Origin of the sequence: Metabacillus fastidiosus NBRC 101226, assembly GCF_001591625.1 — a bacterium.
Taxonomy (GTDB): Bacteria; Bacillota; Bacilli; order Bacillales; family Bacillaceae; genus Metabacillus; species Metabacillus fastidiosus.
Genome location: NZ_BCVG01000001.1, coordinates 42,600 through 64,471 on the forward strand (window position 1 = coordinate 42,600; position 21,872 = coordinate 64,471).

23 protein-coding genes are annotated in these 21,872 nt (G+C 33.9%); 6 read left to right on the forward strand and 17 right to left on the reverse strand.

Annotated elements, in window-relative coordinates:
- Positions 1-94: 94 nt before the first annotated feature.
- Both BFA01S_RS00195 and BFA01S_RS00200 read left to right on the forward strand, forming a co-directional pair.
- Positions 95-523 carry a hypothetical protein gene (locus tag BFA01S_RS00195; RefSeq protein WP_066224305.1) on the forward strand — a complete coding sequence of 143 codons (429 nt, stop codon included), beginning with the start codon at positions 95-97 and terminating at the stop codon, positions 521-523.
- Positions 523-1,581, forward strand: coding sequence for a hypothetical protein (locus tag BFA01S_RS00200; RefSeq protein ID WP_066224308.1), 1,059 nt, complete (start codon positions 523-525; stop codon positions 1,579-1,581). The genes BFA01S_RS00195 and BFA01S_RS00200 overlap by 1 nt, the downstream gene beginning before the upstream one ends.
- A gap of 423 nt (positions 1,582-2,004) precedes the next feature.
- On the opposite strand, the gene BFA01S_RS00205 is transcribed toward BFA01S_RS00200, so the two are convergent.
- Together BFA01S_RS00205 and BFA01S_RS00210 are read right to left on the reverse strand one after the other, a co-directional pair.
- Positions 2,005-2,412 carry a cupin domain-containing protein gene (locus BFA01S_RS00205; protein ID WP_174521569.1) on the reverse strand — a complete coding sequence of 136 codons (408 nt, stop codon included), beginning with the start codon at positions 2,410-2,412 and terminating at the stop codon, positions 2,005-2,007.
- A 73-nt stretch (positions 2,413-2,485) separates the two neighbouring features.
- The gene (locus BFA01S_RS00210; RefSeq protein ID WP_066224310.1) at positions 2,486-3,067 is read right to left on the reverse strand and encodes a DapH/DapD/GlmU-related protein; all 582 of its coding nucleotides are present in this window, start codon (positions 3,065-3,067) and stop codon (positions 2,486-2,488) included.
- Between the two features lie 376 nt (positions 3,068-3,443).
- Between BFA01S_RS00210 and BFA01S_RS00215 the strand changes: the two genes are divergently transcribed.
- Entirely contained in the window at positions 3,444-3,860 is a 417-nt protein-coding gene (locus tag BFA01S_RS00215; RefSeq protein ID WP_066224313.1) for a MerR family transcriptional regulator, read from the forward strand.
- Between the two features lie 252 nt (positions 3,861-4,112).
- Entirely contained in the window at positions 4,113-4,859 is a 747-nt protein-coding gene (locus BFA01S_RS00220) for an SDR family oxidoreductase (RefSeq protein ID WP_066224315.1), read from the forward strand.
- A 400-nt stretch (positions 4,860-5,259) separates the two neighbouring features.
- Here the strand turns inward: BFA01S_RS00220 and BFA01S_RS00225 are convergent, their stop codons facing one another.
- The 6 genes from BFA01S_RS00225 to BFA01S_RS00250 form a co-directional block, all read right to left on the reverse strand.
- Positions 5,260-5,469 (reverse strand): hypothetical protein, encoded by a 210-nt coding sequence (locus BFA01S_RS00225; RefSeq protein ID WP_066224318.1) that lies wholly within the window; start codon positions 5,467-5,469, stop codon positions 5,260-5,262.
- 56 nt (positions 5,470-5,525) lie between these two features.
- Positions 5,526-5,951 (reverse strand): hypothetical protein, encoded by a 426-nt coding sequence (locus BFA01S_RS00230; protein WP_066224321.1) that lies wholly within the window; start codon positions 5,949-5,951, stop codon positions 5,526-5,528.
- 218 nt (positions 5,952-6,169) lie between these two features.
- Positions 6,170-6,379: a hypothetical protein gene (locus BFA01S_RS00235; protein ID WP_066224324.1), complete on the reverse strand. Its 210-nt coding sequence runs from the start codon at positions 6,377-6,379 to the stop codon at positions 6,170-6,172.
- A 62-nt stretch (positions 6,380-6,441) separates the two neighbouring features.
- Positions 6,442-6,849, reverse strand: a complete 408-nt coding sequence (locus BFA01S_RS00240; RefSeq protein ID WP_066224326.1) for a hypothetical protein — start codon at positions 6,847-6,849, stop codon at positions 6,442-6,444.
- Between the two features lie 288 nt (positions 6,850-7,137).
- A complete protein-coding gene (locus BFA01S_RS00245; protein ID WP_066224329.1) occupies positions 7,138-8,382 on the reverse strand; it encodes a hypothetical protein in 1,245 nt (414 codons plus the stop codon).
- A 135-nt stretch (positions 8,383-8,517) separates the two neighbouring features.
- Positions 8,518-9,021: a hypothetical protein gene (locus BFA01S_RS00250; protein ID WP_066224332.1), complete on the reverse strand. Its 504-nt coding sequence runs from the start codon at positions 9,019-9,021 to the stop codon at positions 8,518-8,520.
- A gap of 368 nt (positions 9,022-9,389) precedes the next feature.
- Here BFA01S_RS00250 and BFA01S_RS00255 point away from each other — a divergent pair, with 368 nt between their 5' ends.
- The gene (locus tag BFA01S_RS00255) at positions 9,390-9,707 is read left to right on the forward strand and encodes a hypothetical protein (RefSeq protein WP_066224336.1); all 318 of its coding nucleotides are present in this window, start codon (positions 9,390-9,392) and stop codon (positions 9,705-9,707) included.
- 134 nt (positions 9,708-9,841) lie between these two features.
- On the forward strand, positions 9,842-9,982 hold the full coding sequence (locus BFA01S_RS22180; RefSeq protein ID WP_156483484.1) for a hypothetical protein: 141 nt from the start codon (positions 9,842-9,844) through the stop codon (positions 9,980-9,982).
- A gap of 63 nt (positions 9,983-10,045) precedes the next feature.
- On the opposite strand, the gene BFA01S_RS00260 is transcribed toward BFA01S_RS22180, so the two are convergent.
- The 9 genes from BFA01S_RS00260 to BFA01S_RS00305 form a co-directional block, all read right to left on the reverse strand.
- A complete protein-coding gene (locus tag BFA01S_RS00260) occupies positions 10,046-10,423 on the reverse strand; it encodes a hypothetical protein (RefSeq protein ID WP_066224338.1) in 378 nt (125 codons plus the stop codon).
- A gap of 92 nt (positions 10,424-10,515) precedes the next feature.
- On the reverse strand, positions 10,516-11,643 hold the full coding sequence (dnaN, locus tag BFA01S_RS00265; RefSeq protein WP_066224341.1) for a DNA polymerase III subunit beta: 1,128 nt from the start codon (positions 11,641-11,643) through the stop codon (positions 10,516-10,518).
- A gap of 33 nt (positions 11,644-11,676) precedes the next feature.
- Positions 11,677-11,973: a DUF5983 family protein gene (locus BFA01S_RS00270; RefSeq protein ID WP_066224344.1), complete on the reverse strand. Its 297-nt coding sequence runs from the start codon at positions 11,971-11,973 to the stop codon at positions 11,677-11,679.
- Positions 11,974-12,101: 128 nt separating this feature from the next.
- Positions 12,102-12,590, reverse strand: coding sequence for a single-stranded DNA-binding protein (ssb, locus tag BFA01S_RS00275; protein WP_066224508.1), 489 nt, complete (start codon positions 12,588-12,590; stop codon positions 12,102-12,104).
- A gap of 35 nt (positions 12,591-12,625) precedes the next feature.
- Positions 12,626-12,931 (reverse strand): single-stranded DNA-binding protein, encoded by a 306-nt coding sequence (locus BFA01S_RS00280; protein WP_066224348.1) that lies wholly within the window; start codon positions 12,929-12,931, stop codon positions 12,626-12,628.
- 349 nt (positions 12,932-13,280) lie between these two features.
- Entirely contained in the window at positions 13,281-15,089 is a 1,809-nt protein-coding gene (gene ltrA, locus BFA01S_RS00285) for a group II intron reverse transcriptase/maturase (protein ID WP_066224350.1), read from the reverse strand.
- 938 nt (positions 15,090-16,027) lie between these two features.
- Positions 16,028-17,974 (reverse strand): group II intron reverse transcriptase/maturase, encoded by a 1,947-nt coding sequence (gene ltrA, locus BFA01S_RS00290; protein ID WP_369690784.1) that lies wholly within the window; start codon positions 17,972-17,974, stop codon positions 16,028-16,030.
- 584 nt (positions 17,975-18,558) lie between these two features.
- Complete coding sequence (locus BFA01S_RS00300; RefSeq protein ID WP_066224355.1) at positions 18,559-19,623, reverse strand: CHC2 zinc finger domain-containing protein; 1,065 nt, start codon at positions 19,621-19,623, stop codon at positions 18,559-18,561.
- Between the two features lie 711 nt (positions 19,624-20,334).
- Positions 20,335-21,540 carry a hypothetical protein gene (locus BFA01S_RS00305; protein ID WP_066224359.1) on the reverse strand — a complete coding sequence of 402 codons (1,206 nt, stop codon included), beginning with the start codon at positions 21,538-21,540 and terminating at the stop codon, positions 20,335-20,337.
- Between the last annotated feature and the right edge of the window lie 332 nt (positions 21,541-21,872).

Here is a 21,872-nt window from a genome sequence, read left to right on the forward strand (position 1 = left end):
GGAAGCATCGTTGATCTCGAGATAGAGTTAGATTAACGGTGTTTTTATTTTTCAATTTTCTTAATAAAATATTACTTATGGAGATGCAAACCTTATGAATAAAGAGGAACATGAAATACTATCTTATTCACAAATACAAAAAATCATCATGCAAAAGATAGATATTGATTATAGAGAAAATCAGCTTCTTGATAGTAAAGAATTTATTATTTTTAAAAATGCAATACAAACTCCCTTTCACCATATAGCTGCAAACTCAAGTATAACTAATATGCAACAAAAGGAAAACCAAGTCTCAATAAAGGGAGTAGAAGACTTTAATTATGAGGAATTACATGATATTCTCAACAAAAAGTTAATGCTTGACCATATAGAACATAGAATCAGCCATAAGGAATTTATTGAGTATTCCAAGCCTTTGTCTCTAATTCTTATGGAATTATATTTAAAACTATCTAACAATCAATCTAGGACTGACAGTAAGAAAAAAAGCAGAAGACCTACACTTTATCGAATTAAATAATGATACTTCCTATAAAAGAGTCCTTAGTAAAGAAAATGGATTCTTTTTTATATGAAATACTGTTTAGTGTTATTACTAGTATTCAACTTGATATGGGAATAAAATTAAAACATATTTCTCAGTTGCCTTTAAAGATGAAAGGAAGTAGATTTTTTATGAAAAAAGATAGAAAGCAAATGCCAATGTTGATTACATTAAACATAGAGGCCGTTCCAAATAGCTTTTCTTTAAAAATGCTCCCTAAAGAGGATCGCAAGAAATTTTTAAAACAGCTCTATGGGAAAGATTTAATAGGAGATATATTTGAATCAGGTGCATGTCAATTGGTTAATGGAGAGTTTAAAATTAACTTATCGCGTTCTATGTCTTCAATTGCCGGTTTATTATTTGAAGCATTCATCGTACGAAAAACAACTGAAAATAAAGAATTTAGAAAAGAACTTTATATGTGGATAAAAGAAGGTAAAAGGAAACTTTCAGATAAAGAGATAGATAAAATAAAAATTTTAGGCTTGGGATTTCCCAAAACAGCAAAGCTTATGCCACCATTATATGCTCCTCAGCACACTAATCACGATATCGGAGTAGTAAAGTTACTTGAACCTATTGAAAAATATATCATTTCCAGTGTGATTTTTCATGATGACTCTCTAAGTAGTAAAAATAACCAAATTAGAGTTGTCAATAAACCAAATGGTCTCCCAATTGGAGCACAGATTAAAGCAATTACTACAAATGAAAAGTCTGAAATAATTACTCCGATAATGAAAGGTCAATATAGCCATGTTTTAACTTTATTAAGAAACAGTAAAACTAAAAAGCATACAGTTGAACAATGTCGATCTATTCTTGACAAAATGGTTGAGAATAAAGAAATTGATTTGGAAACAAGATTTCGTATTGAAAAATCTATTCGATCACCGGAAAGTTTAGGTTTACGCCAGGAGGAAATCGATGAGTATTATGAAACGGTTCAATATTGGTATGAAGATGGTATGAAAAATGATGGTATTATACCAGATCCTCTTGGTCAACAAGTAGCCAAGAATTTAGTGTAGCTTTAAAATAAAGTTTGATCAAAAACACCTCACAAACCCACATCTTTCATAACTAAAAAGAACCCGTTTTGAAAAAAAGATTGATCAAAACGGGTTCTTTTTTGTGAAGTATTTCACAACTTTTGTAAAAAAGTTTGATCATTTTCTGCGATTAGCTCTTCCACAAACGCGCCCTTTAATGGAATAACTTTGATTTATCTTCGTTCTTAAAAACCACCTAACTCTAGTTAAACTAATGCTCCCTATAGTTAAAGTACATTTCTTCAAACACTTTCTGTTCCTAGCTATTACCTTTGCTTTTCTGCCACTGAAATCAATCTTCACTTCGTTACGTATATCGGTTCTGTTACTCCCTTTGATTCAAACTCTTCGAAATCCTATTTCTATAAAGTCGTCAGAGTTGAAACCCTGGTGCCTAATTTTTTATTTCACCTTATTTGCTTCTGAGTACTGTTCATCATTTACAGGCTCAAACCATTCAGTCTCTGGTTTGCTTGGGTCACCTACAGCAGCTAAATGAACAAACCATGAGTCATCTGTGGCACCATGCCAATGTTTTACACCAGCTGGAATGTTTATCACGTCCCCTGCTTTTAAGCGTTGTGCTGGTTGCCCTTCAACTTGATAGTAACCTTCACCAGCTGTAACAAGCAATAATTGTCCACCAACATGAGAATGCCAGTTATTACGGCAACCTGGTTCAAAAGTTACGTTCCCGATGGCATTTGGTTCAGGTGTGAGCATTTTCAAATAACTTTTCCCAATGAAAAATTGAGAATACGGGTTTGGTTCTCCTGCATCAAATAAAATGGTGCCTTTCATGTCTTTGATAATCATAAGTTTTGCCCTCTCTTATTGAACTAAAGTCATTTTGTAATTTTCTAAAGGAGTCATAATAGCTTTATTAATTCTCCTGACTAATTTCGATACTTTTTATAATTTTTGCAGGTACACCTCCTACAATTACATTAGCAGGTACGTCCTTAGTAACAACCGCCCCGGCTGCAACAACAGCACCATCACCAATAGTTACACCAGGTACTACCGTAGCATTTGCACCAATCCAGACATTTTTACCAATCACAATGTGGGCAGGATACATGGTGCTGCGTTTTCTCGGATTAATATCGTGATTAAGGGTAGCTAATACGACATTATGCCCAATCAGAACACCATCACCAATTGTTATTCCGCCTTGATCCTGAAAACGACAGCCTGAATTAATAAAGACATTCTTGCCCACAGAGATGTTTTTCCCGCAGTCCGAATAAAAAGGGGGAAACAGCGAGAATGTATTATCTACTGGCTTTCCAATTAACTTGGAAAACAACTCCCTAATTTTTTCTGGAGAATGGTAATGTCCGTTCAGTTCAGCAGTAAGCTTTAATGCTTCTTGTGAGATAGTGTGCATCAATTTGTGTAATTCTGAGCCGCCTTCAACGGCTTCACCTCGGTTCAAATGCGCTAAAAAATCATGTATGTCCATCGGTATGATCCTTTCTATATGGCTTTATAACCCCTTCAACAACAACTCCATCAATAATTTATACTTTTCAAGGGAAAGTGCTTATATTAGGTAAGCGAATCAGCCAGGTTAATCTTCGCCCTCAATTATTTCTATCCTTACTTTTTCCCCTGCAAAACAATGTTAATCCCTATAGTTAACTCTAGGTCAAGAAACAAACCTATATTTATATTTTTCATTTATAGCCTTAAGCTAACTTCATTTTTTTAGAGTAAGTATTTCCTAATCCGAATTTTCACTTTCCTTAAGAAGTTTTGACATACAACATGTACTGTGATAGAATCCTTCAGAAAAATAGAGTTAACTCGAGGTCTATATTAAAGAGAGGAAGATAAAGTTGAAGACATATTCTATTAGCGAAGTTGCAAAAGAATTAAATCTTACAGTGTATACCTTGCGTTACTACGACAAAGAGGGACTTATGCCTTTTGTGGAACGGACAGCCAGTGGAACTCGATTGTTTAAAGAAACTGATATCGACGCTTTAAAAGTAATTGAATGTCTAAAATCCACGGGTATGCAAATTAAGGAAATAAAGGCCTTCATTGATTGGTGTATTGATGGAGATTCCACGTTGCAACAAAGATTCAACATGTTTATGGAACGAAAAGCTATAGTGAATAAACAGTTTGAAGAACTAAAAAAAACAATGGAACTTATCGAGCATAAATGCTTTTATTACAAAACGGCATTAGAAGCAGGAACCGAAGAAATTCATAAAAACAACAAAATAGAAATCCCTATTACTAACTAATAGAAAGAGCCACCCGTATTTTAGATGAAAAAATACAGGTGGCTCTTTCTCTATTATTTCCTTATAGCTTACGCTTTCCCGTATGCAACAAATAGATAAACTAGAACTTTGAGAGTTTGTTTTAAGATGATAATTGTGCTTGTAAAAGAAAAATGAGCTAGTTAGCTGATCTCTAAAATTATTAAAATTCTCTCTTGCATTAGAGTTAACTCTATAGTTTAGACTAAACATAGTCACGAAGGAGGAATGAAGATGACAATTGAAAACAAAGTAGTAATAATTACTGGAGCTTCATCTGGAATTGGTGAAGCAACTGCAAAATTATTGGCCAGTAAAGGTGCTAAAATTGTTTTGGGCGCCCGTCGCGAGGACAAATTAAAAGCATTGACTGAGGAAATCCAAAAAGCTGGCGGACAAGCTACTTATCGCGTCACAAATGTTGTTATTCCAGATGATAATCAGCAGCTTGTTCAACTTGCTAAAGACACTTTTGGTAGTGTCGATGTAATCTTCTTGAATGCTGGACTAATGCCTAATTCACCACTTTCTGAATTAAAAACTGACGAGTGGAACAGTATGATTGACGTTAATATTAAAGGTGTATTGAATGGTATCGCCGCGGTATTGCCAACATTTACATCGCAAAAGTCTGGACATATCATCACTACTTCATCAGTAGCGGGGCTTAAAGCTTACCCGGGTGGTGCAGTTTATGGCGCAACAAAGTGGGCTGTTCGTGATTTAATGGAAGTTTTGCGTATGGAATCTGCACAAGAAGGTACTAACATCCGCACAGCCACTATTTATCCAGCAGCGATCAACACGGAATTGTTGGATACGATTACTGATAAGAATGTTTCAGCAGGTATGACTGCGTTGTACGAACAATATGGTATTACACCTGATCGAGTGGCAAATGTTGTGGCATTCGCGATTGATCAGCCAGAAGATACGAACGTTAATGAGTTTACAATTGGACCGACAAGACAACCTTGGTAATAATTACAAGATAGGATAAAATTAAGTCATTCATTTTTCTAAAGCTTAGGCTGTCGATAAGTCCTCGACAGCCTTTTAATTTCTTCTCATTCTTTAATATAGGTTTTCTTAAGTTTCTTCCTCCATTAAATGGTTCATTTAAAGTAAACTAGCCATTCGAATAAATATCGGACCATATTTAGTAACATTCATAACTGTATTTTTCAGAAATATAAAAAAACAACCTCTTACGGCTATCATACCGAAAAGGTTGTTTTTATCAAACTTTAATACAAATTATCAATCTTTTTTTAAAATTATCGATCTTTAATTCAAATTATCATTTAGAACTAACATAAAAAGTTAATATGTATACATAATAAAAACAAGTTTGTAACAAAAAATTGTTACAAACTTGTTTTTAATGTGCTGCTAAAGCAGCTGATTGTTCATCCATACTTTCAAATGGCATGGAATTTTCTTTTCGTTTTACTGCGTTAGCATAAATTTCATATGCTTCTATTTTTAAAGTTAATCGCTCTTTATCTGTTTGAGAATATAAGATTGCTTGTTCAATTTCTTCCACTCGGCTTTTCTCATGGGGGGTTAATAAGTCAAATAACCTCGTCATAATAAACCCATCCTTTTCACCTTTTTTTAAAATTATACCACAAAATGGATTTGATATTACTTCATTTTTTCAAGTTCTTCTTTCATTCTTTCTAATTCTTGAATTAATTCTCGATTCTTCCTCACATCATTAATATCTCGTGAACGTAATTCTTTTAAACTCGTAAAATCGGATTTATTTTTATTCAATAATTCTTTTTCTCTTTCGGAAGAAATATCGCTCTTCGCAAGTACCCAAGCAATGCCTGATATACCAGTCGTTGCAGAGATTGCGAATATTTCAAATGGATTTCCATCTGAATTAAATATACTTACAGCTAACACTCCAGCAAATCCACCACTAGCAGATGCTCTAACGGCTTCAGTTATTTTAACTTGCTGACATTGGTGCGTATACCGTAAAAAATGTGCAGAACCCCCTACAAAAAAGGCCCAACATAGTCTCCATAAAATGTCCTGAATACTCATGCTTCCAAAATTCATGGCTTGATTCACCTCCTATTCTAAAAGAAATTTTTTCTTATGAATGCTTCAGTTTTTGAGTACAAAAAAATGCACTCTATTAAAGGACCAATAATGGAATTTCACCTAAAAAGGTAGATTGGTCACTCAATAGAGTGCATTTTATTAAGTTTATTTTTTTGTATTAAACAATAAGATTTTTAAAAATAAGAAGCGTAACACTTGGTTACGCTTCTTATTCAATAAGTTGCTAATGTAGCAGCTTCTTCTCTATTTTCATCAGATAAAGTCTCTCTTTTTGCACGTTTCACCGCTTCAAGATAGATTTCATAAGCTTCCAGCTTTAAATCTTTTCTTTCCTGGTCAGTTTTAGCATTTCTGATAGCTTTAATAATTTGATCGATTCTTTTATTTTCGTTGCGGTTTAATAAGTCTATAATTTTAGCCATAATCAAACCATCCTTTTCATCTTTTTTTTATCATACCACAAAATGGCACCTATTTTTAATGTTTATTCAAGTTTAGAGAGGTCCTCATCAGACTTGTTCCTTACCTCTTTGACTTCTTCAGCATCTAACTCATTTAGTAAATTCTTTTCTTGTTGAGGTGAAATTTCACTTCTTGACATCACCCAAGCAATACCTGTAAATGCAGAAATCACAAGTATTTGAAATGGAGTACCTGTGGGATTAAAAACACTAACTCCCACAATAGCTGTGATTCCTCCACTAACAACTGCTTTTAAAGCATCCATTATGCTAAATTCTTTCTTTTTCACTTGTTCCCAGTACCGAACAAATCGAACAATACCACCCATAAGAAACGGAACTAATAATTGCCATATTAAATCAAATTCAGTGCCTGTTGCCGGTGGTACTGTTGGTAAAGTAGAAACAGGGTTTACAGTGTATAAATACATTAAACATTCTCCTTTCTAAAATGGATTTTTATTCTTTTTACTGATTGAGTTTTTAGGCACAAAAAAAATGCACACTATCTAATGACCAAAAAAGGAATTTCTACCTAAAAAGTAGATTGGTCACTCGATAGAGTGCATTTAATTAAGCTTAAATCAGTAACTTTCCTCGCGCTTGCGTGGAAACAAAAAAATAAAATATGCCTATTATTCTATCATAAGTAGAATATTGTGACAATTAATGTAACAGAAATTAAAAAAGAAGGAGAAGGGATCTCTCCCCTACCTTCTTTAAAAGACTAACATTAGTTGCCCATCATCAATATTTTTACTTTTAGAAGTACTTTTGGCAATTTCAATCTCTTTTTCCACTTCTTTCTCAATAGTATGAAACATGCTTAATCGCTGTTTATTCTCTCTTAAAGCAAGAAACTCTTTATTTCTTCTTTCAATTTCATTTATCTTTTCCCGCTCATGCTGCGATATTTTCATATTAAACGGAGGATTTGTTAAAACATTATCTGGTCGTATTTCTCGGGCCATTGCCTTAACAATCTCAAATCTTTTTTCTTTTGATAAAGACTCCCATGGATGCTCTAAATCCTCTTCGTATTGATAAATTTCATGTTTCTCTAAATCAAGTGCATGGAAATAAACATCTACAAACTCACTATCCTCTAAAAAGATAGATTTTGGTGCTGTATACTCGCCTAATAAGGAATCACCCTGATAAATACGAGTATCTGTCTCAAACTCAAAATATTTATTAATTCTGAGTTCCTTTCGATCAAAGTGTACTCCAATTACTGGTTTTGGAACATATAACATACTAGGTTTATAGAAAAACGCCTGAATAGCCGCAGCACGTACCATTAAATGATTAAGATCCGCTCCCACTACATTCAGACTTTTAGATGGTAACGTCATAGCCCCTGTACCCAAACAAGGCTCAAATACTGTTCTTGTAAGCATTTCAGCATCACTGTCAATTTCAAGCATTTTATTCATCATAATGGTTACATGAAGCGGAGTGGGATAATAATCCAGGTGCCCAGATGAACCATTCTCTGCTAAAAAATAACTCAGATAATCTGAAGGATACTTATAGAACAGCTCAAAATTAACAGTTTTATAGAGATGTTCCCACTGCTTTTCATCAATATTTGGCTTTTTAAACCAAGAAAGACCAAGAGCAAAACCAATCCATTCAATAAACTCATATGCTCGAACACCATGGTATTGAAGCGGTTCAAATGATTTTTTAAGCATTTTCCTTACTTCTTCATTTCCTGTCGTATTTATTTCCGTATAAGGAAAAGGTTCACCTTCTTGCCATTCACCTTTTCCTAAGATGGAAAGCCATTTATACCAGTTTCCAAAATAAACGGAGTCAGCAAGTAAAGCAATGCCGCGTGCCCAACCAAAATGGTAAGAATCTTCTATCGATGTTGGAAATGGTGTAAATAAAGGATGTGCCATCATTTCGAATAGTTCTTTGCTCTTTTCATTATCTATTTGATCAAAAATGTTAGTCATTGTATGTCCTCTTTTCTAAAAATTAAAAGGCGTACTTAATCAAGTACGCCTTACACTCTTGGAACAATTTGTTCGCAATAATTTAATATTAAATTTTCACACATAAAAGCCAGCAGCAGTTATGTAGATGAAACATTATGGATTTTGTCTATCAAGGATTTTTATTATAGCTTCAGAATCTAATAGGGAAAATTCAATATCCTCCATTCCCGAATTATCTTCAAATGCTTTAGCTTCTACATAATCAATTAATTCATTTAGAGTACGTCTATTTAGTTTAAATATATTTTCCCCTAATAAATTTACAATAGAGATTAAAATATCTTTTACATTTAAAGAGTAAACAATTCTGTCCAAACTTTCTTCTTGAACCAAAAGACTTGCTAAGAAATCTATGGCATACTGAGACTGAGCAGCATTTGGAGTTCTATTATATCCTTTTAGAGAAAATACTCTTTTCTCCCTTTTCGCAAGTGGCCGTTCCATTCGAGTAAGTTTCACGTCACTAACTGTGTAAGGCATAGCTCCTGCATTCTTACCTCTTCTAATGAATCTTTCCAGAACAATCTCTTGAAGATCTTGCTCACTAATTTTTGCATTTTTAAAATTAAGCACCATTTCTAATTTTACTTCTGTCATTATAGACCACTACTTAAAAATGTTTTAGGTTTGAGAAAACAAAAAAACGCCTCTCTTTAAACCAACAACAAACTGCAAAAAAACGCAGAATTAAATAGTTGTTCGCTTAAAGAAAAGCGTTTAATAAATAAATAGATTCTTCCTGCATAGGAAAAATAATCAAAAAATAAATATATACATATTATATCATTTCTCCATAAAACTTCAATAAAATTACTGCTTTTAATGTTAATTAAGATGAATATTTTAATAATTTGATATGTAAATGTATCAATTTTCTTGATCCGCAATTATATTGATTAAGTTGTCCAAGTCATTTTGCCAGCACTGAATATAATACCTGTAAAGAAAGGAAAGAAGGTGATAATATGAGCCGTTCATGGTTTCCAGAATTCGATAACAATGAGAATCACAATAAAGCTAAGGCAAAAAGTCATTCCAAAGCAAAGTCAAATGTAGATTTTGATTTTGACAATGATATCGATAATGACAATGACAATAGATTAAAAAATACAGATAAAAATATCAACGTAGCAAAAGTTAATAACAGTGGAAATTCTAATGTTCATATCGATGTAGACGTGGAGTCTGATTCAAAGGCGAAAGTACGTGCACGCACAGAAGCAGAAGCTGACCAGGATCAAGATCAAGATCAAAATCAAAAACAGAGACAAAAAAAGAGATAAAAATATGACTTTTTCTAAGATTTAAATAGGTTGGATTCATGTAAGAGAGTATTCGGGTTCCTACCGATACTCTCTTATACAAACTAATTTTTTTAGAAAAGAGCCAATTAATAGTGGAGTATTTTTATAGTTTAATGGAGACACCGGAAATTTTCTCTTATGATGTGGGTTCCAATTCTGCTTATATTAACCGTAGTGGAAATTCAGATGTAGATGTTGTTGAAATAGATACAATACCAATTGCCCCAGGTGATTTTTATCAATTCAAAGGCTAGCGGAAGGTACATAAATTCACAAATAAAGAGACAAGCATATTATATACTTGTCTCTTTATTTTATTACTTATTATCACTCACTAACACTAATTCTATGGCTGTTGAAGTCCCACTTGTAACCACATAACCATCTTTAATTGTTACTTTTAAATCTTTCTTCTTATTAGTAATAAACTGTTTATTTACTAAAGAATATGTCATTCTAGACTCTAATTGCTGTTGAATTTTATAAATCATTCGTGAGTTATTGAAAGAAATAGATTTTAATTTCTCTTCTTCACCGATATATTTACTGTTGATTCCAACTTTAAATAAAGCTGAATCTACAGTATACTGGCTTTTTGTTTTTCCATTCAAAGTTTCTATAGAAACTCTCACAGAAGGAGATTCGATCTTTCTTTTATTATAATTCACTAAATCATGGTCTTTTACATCCATCACAATGTCTAGTCAATCTACTGTTTTATTTGGATTTATTGTTTGAAATGATGCAACAACTATTCCCTCTAAAGTTTTAGTTAGTCTAAGTTAAATTATGTTCTTACCGGTAGTACCAGCTGTGTAAGAGTGTTATCCTCATCACAACGAAATAAAAATGGCCGAACTGCCCCTGTAAATTCTAATTTAACTTTTTCCTTATCAAATGTACTTAAAGCATCTTTTGCAAACTTCTCACTAAATGATATTTTGATATCTTCTCCATCAATTTCAATGTCATCTAAAATTTCTGTTACATTTCCAACTTCTTTAGAAGTCACCGATAATATTAGCTGACCTTTAGTAGCTTCTAACGTAATTATTTTTGTCTTTTCATTAGCTAATAGAGAGCATCGATCAAGCGCTGCTATTAACTCTTTTTTATTACCTTTAACAGTGGTAGTTGTATTGTCTGGAATTAGTTTTGCTGTGTCTGGATACTTTCCTTCTAATAGCCTTGTACAAAGTAACAAATTATTAGACTGAAAGATAATTTGACTTTCCGACATTTTAATACCAACCTGTTCTTTCGGATCATCTAAAATCTTAGCTAACTCTTGTAATGATTTAGCAGGAATCGTAATATTTTTTTCTTCTTCACCAGCTGGAATGCTAAGCGTCTTTAATACAAGTCGATGACTGTCTGTTGCTACCGCTTTTATTTCAGAAGATGATAATGTTAAATTAACTCCTGTTAAAATTGGCCTCATTTCAGATGTGGCAGCAACCAAGATCGTTTGAGAAATTAATTGCTTTAAATCCTTTACTGAAATACTAAAATCAATTTCACCCTCGATTTCAGGAATTTTAGGAAACATTTCCGGTTCTAAACCATTTAAGTTAAATGAGGATTTACCTGATTGAATTTCGGTTACAAAATTTTTACCAACTGTAATTAAAATATCAGTTTTGGGAGCCTTTTTAACAATATCAAGTAAAAACTTTGCATTTAAAACAATACTTCCTTCTTTTTTTAAAGAGACAATTTCTGTCCCTTTATGCTCTAAAGGTATTGTTTTTGTAATGGACAGGTCATTATTAGTTCCAACGATTGTAACCCCTTCTTTATCTGCAGAAATTTTAACTCCAGTTAGAATAGGCATACTGGGTTTTGAACTAATAGCATGCTGCACGTCTGATAAAGCTTTTAATAGATCCTCTTTTTGAATATTAATGTTTAACATAAAAAACACTCTTTAAAAAAGTTTTAGTTTTATTTAATTCCATTTAAATCTTGGTAATTCAGAATGCCGATTGGCAGCTTGATCCATCATTATCCATGTACATCCATTTGACTGAGCGAACCTTAAGACATAGAACAAATCTTGTGGAATCTTCTCTAATTCACTATTATCTAAGTCATCTAGTGTAATAGGCATAAACCAACCATATTCTTGCTTATCATAAATAATAATAGGGCTACATTTATGTAAGTGCTCTTTTAGCCATTCATTCGTTTCCCTACTTATATGGTCAATTGAAACATCAAACATATTTACAATGTATTTGTCCATCTTTCTATTCCTTCTCCACTCCCAATACAAACAGGGAGCGGATATAAATTGCTCCCGTTGATTAGGATATGAGAAAAAGCTTAATTTAGCCTTTTATAGGTATTCTATGAATCAGATCATCTCATGCTTCAAAATGGTAAATCATCATCAGAAATATCGATCGGGTTACCGTCTATTGCAAAAGGATCATCTTCATAATTTGTACGCTCTTGATCACGCTTATTATCATCTGAACCAAAAGAATTTTGATTACTATTATTTTGGTCAAAGTTATTACTATTGTTGCTGTAATTATCGTCACTACTACCTTTTGGCTCTAAAAATTGTACACTTTCAGCAACTAGTTCAGTAATGTAAACCTTTTTACCAGTTTGGTCTTCATAACTACGTGATTTTAAACGGCCATCTACTCTAGCTAAGTTTCCTTTTTTAAAGAAATTAGCTGCCTTTTTAGCTTGACGACACCAAACAACACAATTAATAAAATCTGCTCCTTGTTGATGCGTCAAAGTACGATTGACCGCTAATGTAAAGGTAGTGACAGCCGCTCCACTTGGTGTGTAATGATGTTCTGGATCTCTTGTTAATCTTCCGACTAAAAAAAGACGAATTAAAATGAAAAACACTCTCCTAAAATTTGATTTTATTTAACTTAATTTCTCTTTGGAGCTTGCCCAAAGTCTACTTCATACGCTTCGACTTCATACCGGGTGAGATTCATACCACCACGTTGATAATTATGAGATCGTAGCTTTCCAGTTACTCCAATTTTTTGGCCTTTGACTAAATAATTAGCACAATATTCAGCTAAGTCACGCCAAATAACAATTGGGATAAAATCTGTTCGTCTTGCGATGCGATCTTCTACCGCAATAACCATTTCACATTTTGCTAGCCCATCTGTATATGTAAGATGCGGGGCCTTTGTTAATCTTCCTATAGCTGAGTAAACATTCATAAACAATCTCTCCTATTAAGCAACAAGATGCAGTTTATTCAAGTCTACCAACTTTTGTTCCTTAGTACGAAGGTTAATTTCAACCGGTAATTTCCCATAAGTTAAAAGATCGTCAAGACCTTTTCCATCTTTAATATCCCAAGTCCATAAATAAACTTCGATTCCAAGATTAATAACTTCTGTGGCAAATTCGGTTAATTTTTCGAATAGTTTTTTCTGTTTATCTTTTGATTTATCACTATCATCTTCCCGCTTAAATAGCGATAGGTAAGGTTTTGAGACTATCTCCGCCTTTTCCCCCGCTCCACACCGTACATGAAGCTTTCACATCATACGGCGTTCCATCTAGTTAGTTACTAGTTACAAGTTCCAATCCACATATCTCACGAAGTTGGTTCAACTTCTTCAATTGTTTAGAATTCAAGTTTAAGAGATTCATGTATTTATCAATCGTTTCTAGGCTGGTTGCATGAATTAGCTTGTGAACAAGGTTGTGCACAATAACCAAATTATTAAAACTATCATCTTTACTCACGGAATAAGGAATTTTGTGGTGACAATGCACCATATCATGAGTCAAGAAAATCCCTGTGACTTCACATTTGCCCTCTATCATGCTGTATCTACTAATACGGTTGTCAGCATATTCGACTGATCTTTGATTAGCGATACCGTGTGTAAGCATATGCTGTATCTGGAACTTAATATTTGCTTTAAGCTCCTTGGAGAGTTTCTTTCTTCCTTCCTCAGTAAAAATGGTGATATTTTGGTTAAAATTCAAGTTATCCCTTTTCTTTACATCAGCAAGTGGGTATAGGTGTAATCTACCAATCTTATATGTTTTATAGTTTTTACTATAAAACTTAAGATAAGTTGGTAAGGGATTAACCGGTTTACCATATACACTGACTCGCCTTAAACGATTGTATAGTCTTTTGCTAAGGTCGTAAGCTATTTTTGAGAACTCACTATTAACTTGAGTGGCGACTTTAAAGTAACTATGAACACCTAGTACTACCGAATTGTACTTTACAGCGTTATGTTCCTCAGGGGCTCTTTGTAAATCAAGAATCAGCTGCCTAATACGGTTATTGATTTGCTTAACCTTTTTAGGCTTTATACCAGTTTGAGCAACAGCTTTCTTCCCCTTTTGAACAGCCCTTATAGTAAAACCGAGAAATTCAGTTTTATTCTTCCTAAGGTTAACGATTTTAGATTTATCAGGATTTATATCTAATTTCAGTCTATCCTTTAGATATAGCCTGACAGCATGGAACCATTTTTGAGCTGATTTCCAGTCTCTGCACATAATTTTGAAATCATCAGCATATCTGACTATGAATCCTTCTTTTAGGTTGGATTTTCTAAGTGCACGATATTTATCTGTGATCCCATAATATCTGTGTTTAGATTCGAAACCTTCCCATTGGCTATAAACCCATTGGTCTAAGTCATTGAGTACAATATTAAATAATAGAGGTGAAATAATTCCACCTTGCGGCGTTCCTTTACTTGGGTAACCCTCGCCATGGATCTCGGCTTTCAGCATCTTCATTATTATCGCCAATACCCTGCGGTCCCTAATGCCAATGTTCCACATCTGTTTCATGAGCAAGCTGTGGTTAACATTATCGAAGAATCCTTTTATATCAATATCAACTGCATAATGTAATTTATTGATATTTACAAGAGATTGCATTCTTGCTAGGGCATGATGTGTGCTTCTGTTAGGTCTGAATCCATAATTGTGATTATAAAATTTAGCGTCACAAATGGGTTCGAGAACTTGTCGAAAGCACTGCTGTATAAGCCGGTCAACTATACAAGGGATACCTAATGGTCTTTTACCACCATCAGGTTTATCGATTATGACCCTTCTGACTTTCTTAGGTCGATATCGCTCTAGCACCTTTTGTACAAGGGTTACTATTTCATCGTCACTAAGCCGTTTCAAGTAATCAATCGTTCTTCCATCTGTACCAGGTGTTTTTGAACCTTTATTACTTTTAATTGTTCGGTATGCAAGTAAGATATTATTACGAGATATGATAATCTCATAAAGTCTGTCAAAGCTTTTGCCATCCTTAGATTCCTCGAACAATTTAGTGAAAGTATCAGTCATGTCGTAGTATTCCCAGTATCGTAAGTTATGTTGCATATGGCTCACCTACCTTTAAAAAGGTGAGTTCCCATTATCTTACTCGACCATGCAAATTGATTGAAAAGTAACTTTTATAACAGTAACTAGACTTGGGGCTGTTCCTTGCACTCCATTACAGAGTGTTTCGTCAGTCGTGCCCCTACTATCACCAGCCTAAATGAATTTCGGTGCTTGAAAGAACCTTATATCAACCTACCCCGTAACAGCGGTTATATAGTAGTGGTTGGCTTCCCCTGTTCCCTTTACTCTAGCTGTACATGTAACTTTAGGTGTCCCCTTTGAGCCTGTAAGTTTATAGGAACGTGGACTCCTATCCCGAATTTCATAACACGCAATCTTACTTTTCGGTAACTTACCTACATAATGTAGCCCTTTACGTTTCTATAAAGGTCATGGTCTAGACCCGTACATTCAGGGATTCGTCAGTACCTTATGGCACATTCTCACCATGGTTATTTTATAGCCCCCCGAGCTATCTCTCAGCATATCTAAGTGTTCATTAGACTTAGCTTCGATTCGCCCGACTTCACCTAGCTCTCATACAAGTTATACCTGTTAATACTTACTTGCATGTAGGAGTTCTTAGGGGTTAGTTTCAGGGAGTCATGTTCCCTTCATTCCTAACATTGAGTAAAGAGTTTCACCTACCAATTAGGTAAGCTATCTCATTTCGTCAAATGCGACTTATAGAGAAACAGGTCGCACGAGTATCCATATCATAAGCTAAGATGAATTTTTTGGTTTCCCATTCTCTTATTAGGGGAATAACTTCTCTAAAATTTCCAACTCCGGGTACGCCAATAACCGTTGTTTTTAACTTATTAGCAGCAATTTGGCTTTGTGACGATAGGTAAGGCCTTGATTGGGATCTTAACCTTTTCCCCCGTCTCACACCGTACGTGCGAGTTTCCCCGCATACGGCGTTCCATCTTTGATTAGATGCTGATAGCCTCCAATTTACAACGCTTGCGATATCTGTTTAATTTATCAAGTTGTTTGTAATCCAACTTGAATTCCGCAAGGAGTTCTTTAATCGTTTCAGATTTTGTGGCATGAACCAGTTTATGAATCCCTTTATGAACAATACGGAGATTCTTAAATTCATCAGTTCCGCCAAGACTACGAGGTTTATAGTGATGGCAATGAACATCATTTGCAAATAAGAATATTCCACTTATTTCGCATTTTCCTAATTTCATAGAATAACGAGAGATTCTGTTATCAAGATATTCCATAGATCGCCCTGAATATTTATCCATTGATAATCTAAGGACTTCTCTGTAAACATCACCGTAAAGTTTCTTATGAAGTCGCTCTCTACCTTTCATAGTGAAAGGAGTTGTCTCCTGTGAAAAGTTCATAGGAGGAACGTGATTCTGAGCAACTAAGGGAAAAAGATGAATTGTTCCGATAACCCAAGTTTTCCTATTCAAATTACCAAAACGCTTTTGATAAGTGATAGTAGGATTTTTAGGTCGTTCGAAATTGCCGATTTTCTTGAAACGATTATGCATGAGTACTCGCAAGTCATAGGATAATCTGTTCAAATCTTTGTAAATATGTGTGGCGATTCTAAAGTAATCATGGATACCTAAGATAAAAGAGTTAAATCGTTGACAATTTGCCTTAGTCGGGTTTTTCGTAACAGTCTTGATGTGGACTACAGCTTGTTCTTTGGTTTGTTTCAATTTCTTAGGTCGTATGTTACTTTTCGTTACAAACTTTTTACCTTTCTTTATAAGGGAAAGAGTGAATCCGAGAAATTCCGTTTTTCGCTTACGAAGGTTGACTACACCCGATTTTTCAGGAGATATATCAAGCCCTAGTCTATTTTTGAGATATCCAACTACAGCGTGATACCATTTCCAAGCTGATTTATGGTCTTTAGCAAAGATTTTAAAATCATCTGCATATCGGACAATAAATCCTGCTTTTAATTTGATTTTTGTCGCCATAATTTTATATTTCATTTGTCTAGGCTGTTTATATTTACCTGCTTCTTTTATTTTAAATTTCTCAAATTGTCCAGCTACCCATTGATCAAGTTCGTTAAGAACGATATTGGATAGCAGCGGTGATAAAATCCCGCCTTGAGGAGTACCTTTTGTCGGAACACCCTCGCCTTTTATTGGAGTCTTGAGCATTTTCATAATAATCGCAAGCACTTTTCTATCTCTGATGCCGATATTCCATAATTGCTTCATTAATTTCGTATGATTGACGTTATCGAAGAATCCTTTAATGTCGATGTCCACGCAGTAATGATAGTGAGATATGTTCATTAAACTCATAGCTCGTGATACTGCATGGTGGGTAGTTCTAGCAGGTCTGAAACCGTAACTGTGATTATAAAATCTAGCTTCACAAATAGGTTCAAGAATTTGCTTAAACATTTGTTGGATAAGTCGATCAATCATATTTGGAATACCGAGAGATCGAAGTTCCCCGTTAGCTTTTGGAATAAATACTCGTTTAACTGATTTAGGTTTATAATTGGAAAGTTTATTACGAATTAATTCTATGAAATCTATGCGATTTATAGTTTTATAATGTCCAATCGTAAACGAATCTGTGCCAGGTGTATTTGAGCCACTATTACTCTTTATAGTTCTATAAGCAAGAAGAATATTTTCTTCACTTATAATAAGGTCATAAAGTTTGTTAAAGTTTTTGCCTTCCATACTTTCTTTATAGAGATTTGAGAACAGTTCAGTTGTTCCGTAATATTCCCAATGTCGCAAGGTTGTCTGTATCATGGATACCAACTCCTTTCGGATAGATATTTCCCATGCTCTTACCAGACCCATACAGTTCAATTGGTTGTTATCTAACTTTCTAAAACAAAGACTAGTGGCTATCCCTCCGCAAGCATTACCTTGCATCAACGGTACTATGCCACCACCTTCATCGAAGTAAAGAGATTTAATACTGCTTATGCAGATTTATTTTCACACCATGCCCTTTGATAGAGGTTGAATACATGTCCTCGATTTACAACGTTCCATTTTCTCTAGCCATCAGTGTAAACGGTAGGTGCTTGCTATGAGCCCGATAATCAACGATAGCGTCATTGCTCGCTATACCGACTTTCATAAACACAATTCTTACTCATCGGCGGATTATCTCTCTGCAATCAGCGGCAACAGCATTTCTACTGTTTAGGCGTCAGGACCCGTACATTCGCAAGTTCGTCAGATCCTTGATTGAATCATTCTCACCATGGTTTACTTTTCGGCACCCAGGTCTATAGGATTCACCAACTACCGCTAGTCAGCTTTCCTCGGCTTGAGCCGTTAGGGAATCTCTCAACCATTCTTCACCTAGCTTCGAACATTGACTACCTATCAAATATTCAATGCACGTAGGAGTATTAGGCAGGCGTTTCGGGTAAGCATGACTACCCTCATTCCACCAGTCAAGAAAATAGTTGTAATTATACAAATTGTATAATCCACTCATTTCGCGCTTAAGCACTTATAGAGTAACGTTTCGCACTGTGTTCTCCTTCAGTTGCTACAACGACATCAACTTTATATATTGCTGATAAGTCAGTACCGACTTCCCAAGTTTTAATTTGAGACACTGGAGGAACAACATTTATAGGAGCTCCGCTTGAAACCCCATTGCGTCGTAAGCGGTATTTTTCCTTTTCAATGGCTGTATTATCTTGTGAAGAAAACCAAATATATTTTGGATTTCCTTCATCCCGTCTTACTCGTAATCGGACGATGTAGCCATTATGGTCTCTTACAGGAATAAAATATCCTTTACTTGCAGATATGGTCCAAAGCCAATATCCTCTTCCTTCATTGTCCTTTTCGATTAATTCTGCTGGATATTGCGCAGCAATATTGTCTGGAATTAAACGTTGAGAAAAGCCAGGTACCCGATCTAAGGGATAACTTCTAGCGATAAGTTCTTTTAAAATGCTATATAACGTTTCTTCTGCAGGTACAGATCTTAATCCGATAGTCGTAATATCTTCTTTCGAATATTTACGTTCTTGTAGCCATTCCAAACCATGTTCTTTATAGACAGGACACAATGATAAAAAAGCGCGATAAACCGCATCACAAATTTTTATTGACTGAGGTTCTAATTCTTTAGGTTGTGGGTTTCTTGGTACATATGATGTGGTACCAGATGGTTGAACATAAGAACCGTCATCATACTGAATTTGAATTCCCATAAGATCTGCAATTTTGGTGACTACAAGAGGAAAGTTCTTTCGGTCCTCTTTGTTGGTCTTATCATATGCTCTTCCATATTCATGCCAATAATAATAAGAAAAGGCATTAGATCCTCCAGCTCCACAACCGCCGCCGCCAAAACATTTAAAAAGATTTTTATTGGGCTCAATATAGGAATCTGGTGTGTTTTCATGATGATCTGGATTAGGACAGTATATTTGATATTGCTTTCCTACCCTCTTTGGATGATCACCAAGTACATTTGCTAAGTCAAGAATTGGAATGGAGTTAATAATATCCAATGTTTCTTGACTAATTCTTTTACGTTGAGTTTTCTCCATAAAAAAATTCCTCCTAAAAAAGTTTTAAAGATTTGAGTAAAAAAAAACACTCCTTGAATAATCGAATAGTTTGTATCTAATAAAGATACTTCGATCACTCAAGGAGTGTTTTAAACAAAAATAATATTCTCCCTCATGGGTGAATACAAATAAATAAGTAAATTTAAAAAAAGTATAGCATATTTTACTAAGTTTGAACAATTTTTCTTTGAAGACTTTTAAAGAATTATATATGACTAATCTTTTTCTTCTTCATTCTTTTTATTTTGTAAAAAAACAAATAAAAATAAAAATAGCAATAATTAATAATAAAGAAAAACAATTTTAATAATAAAAAACTCAATAATTAATAATAAAGAAACTAATGAAAAGACGCTAGACTGTTGATATATAAGGATTTAAAGGCTCTTTAACAGACTAAAGAATCAAAATATCTACTTTTAAACATTATTACAAATCAGATATTCAGTTATTAAGAGTCCTTTTAATCAATTATTCATTATTTCCACAAAAATTAATAAAAATTATTAACTAATCCACAAAAGGTTTCACGTAATAAAGATCGAAAAAAAAGCCTCTTTCTTTAAAGAGGACAGTTTGTTGAGATTTGAATTATTAAAATAGGAACTCCAAGAGAATCTTTCATTTTAGAAAGGAAACAGCAGCGGCCCTGTTAAATGTTGAATTTTTAACAAGGCTGAGAACAATTATTTATTTTTTCTTTCTTCTAATCTTATCTTTCCTTATTTCTAGTTTAATGAATTTAGGCGGCTCCTTCTTTTCATTAGAATAGGCAACAATTGCCTCACTTATTGGTTCCAGATAAGGGTTAGCTGTTGTTGCAGTTTCAAATAAAGTCATTCGCAACATATGACGCATAAATGCACCTAAAGATTTAATTTGATTACTTGGATCATGTTTTTCATTTTCCCTGTATTGATAAATCATCTCGTTTAACGAATGATTAAATACATTAAGCATCATTTTGTTGCGTGTATATATATCTTTTGCTGTCGAATATACATCCGTATAGTATTTTAATGAATTAATAACTTCTTCTTTGAAAGCACGAGTGATGTCTTTTATATCATTTGCAGAGTGTTTTACTCTTTCTGTAGACAATTTAAAAGTAGTTTCTTTTCGAACAGCTGCTTCAATTTCATATGTATCATACTCATCTTCTAGCTCATAAATTATATCCGGATTAATTTTCACGTTAAACATTTCAATAACAATCTGAATAGGATTATTTTTCTTACGTGTAGCAACTCGGTCGATTTTTGGTTGTCTCTCTCTATAATCTAGTGCTTCAAATGAAAAGAATTCTTTTATTAATTCCATCCATTGGCGTACTTTTAAAGCACTTTTCTTCATTTTCTCTTTCATTTTCTTCATAGAACGAGATATACCATCGTATACTTGTTCACCGCGAGTATTGACTACCCTTGTAAATGTATTGAATAAATCAAGCAGCATAAGAAGACCGTTAGAGTCCCTTGCTGATACAAGCATTTTTAAAACATGGCTAGTTAGCAGTTTAAAAGGGATTTTAAAATAATTTAAGCTTGTCATGTTGTTTTTTTGTTTGTTTATTTCAGGAGAATTCCATTTTTCATATCCGATAATTTCATAAAAAGGAATATTGTCGATAATAACTTCACGCATGAAGCCGCGATTAAACAATACTTCCCTTCCAGTATGTATAGTGGAGTAAGGGATTCCTGTTTTAGTGGAAAATGTTGTTAAGGAGAAATCATTTGCACGGATTCTACCAAAATCATCACATTCTAAATGAAATAACATATACGCTGAGATAGCTGATGCTGGGAGAGGATAACAACTATGTTCAACTTTTAATTTAATAAGAGCATCTTGAAAAAACTTTTTACCGTTGACTCTAGAATTAGATTTACTCATATTTGTTCCTCTCCTTTCATGTGAATTTTATGTATGATTTTGTTGCTTGAAATATAAGGTTTTTTACACTTAAATCATTGCACCTACTATAAGAAATGGGTATAATGAGATTAACAACTTAAAAAAAGGCAATAAGAAAGACGCCTTCGAAATTTATTTTTTTTCGAAGAATTTAGTAGACCTTAAAAGACCTTAAAGGACTTCATTAGGAAAATTTATTAAATTGTGTAATTAAACTGCGTTATTAAACTGCGGTATTAAATTGTGTCATTAAATTTGCCTTTACCTCAATTTATCCTCGCTATCATCACTAATGTTGCTGCAAGCATGTT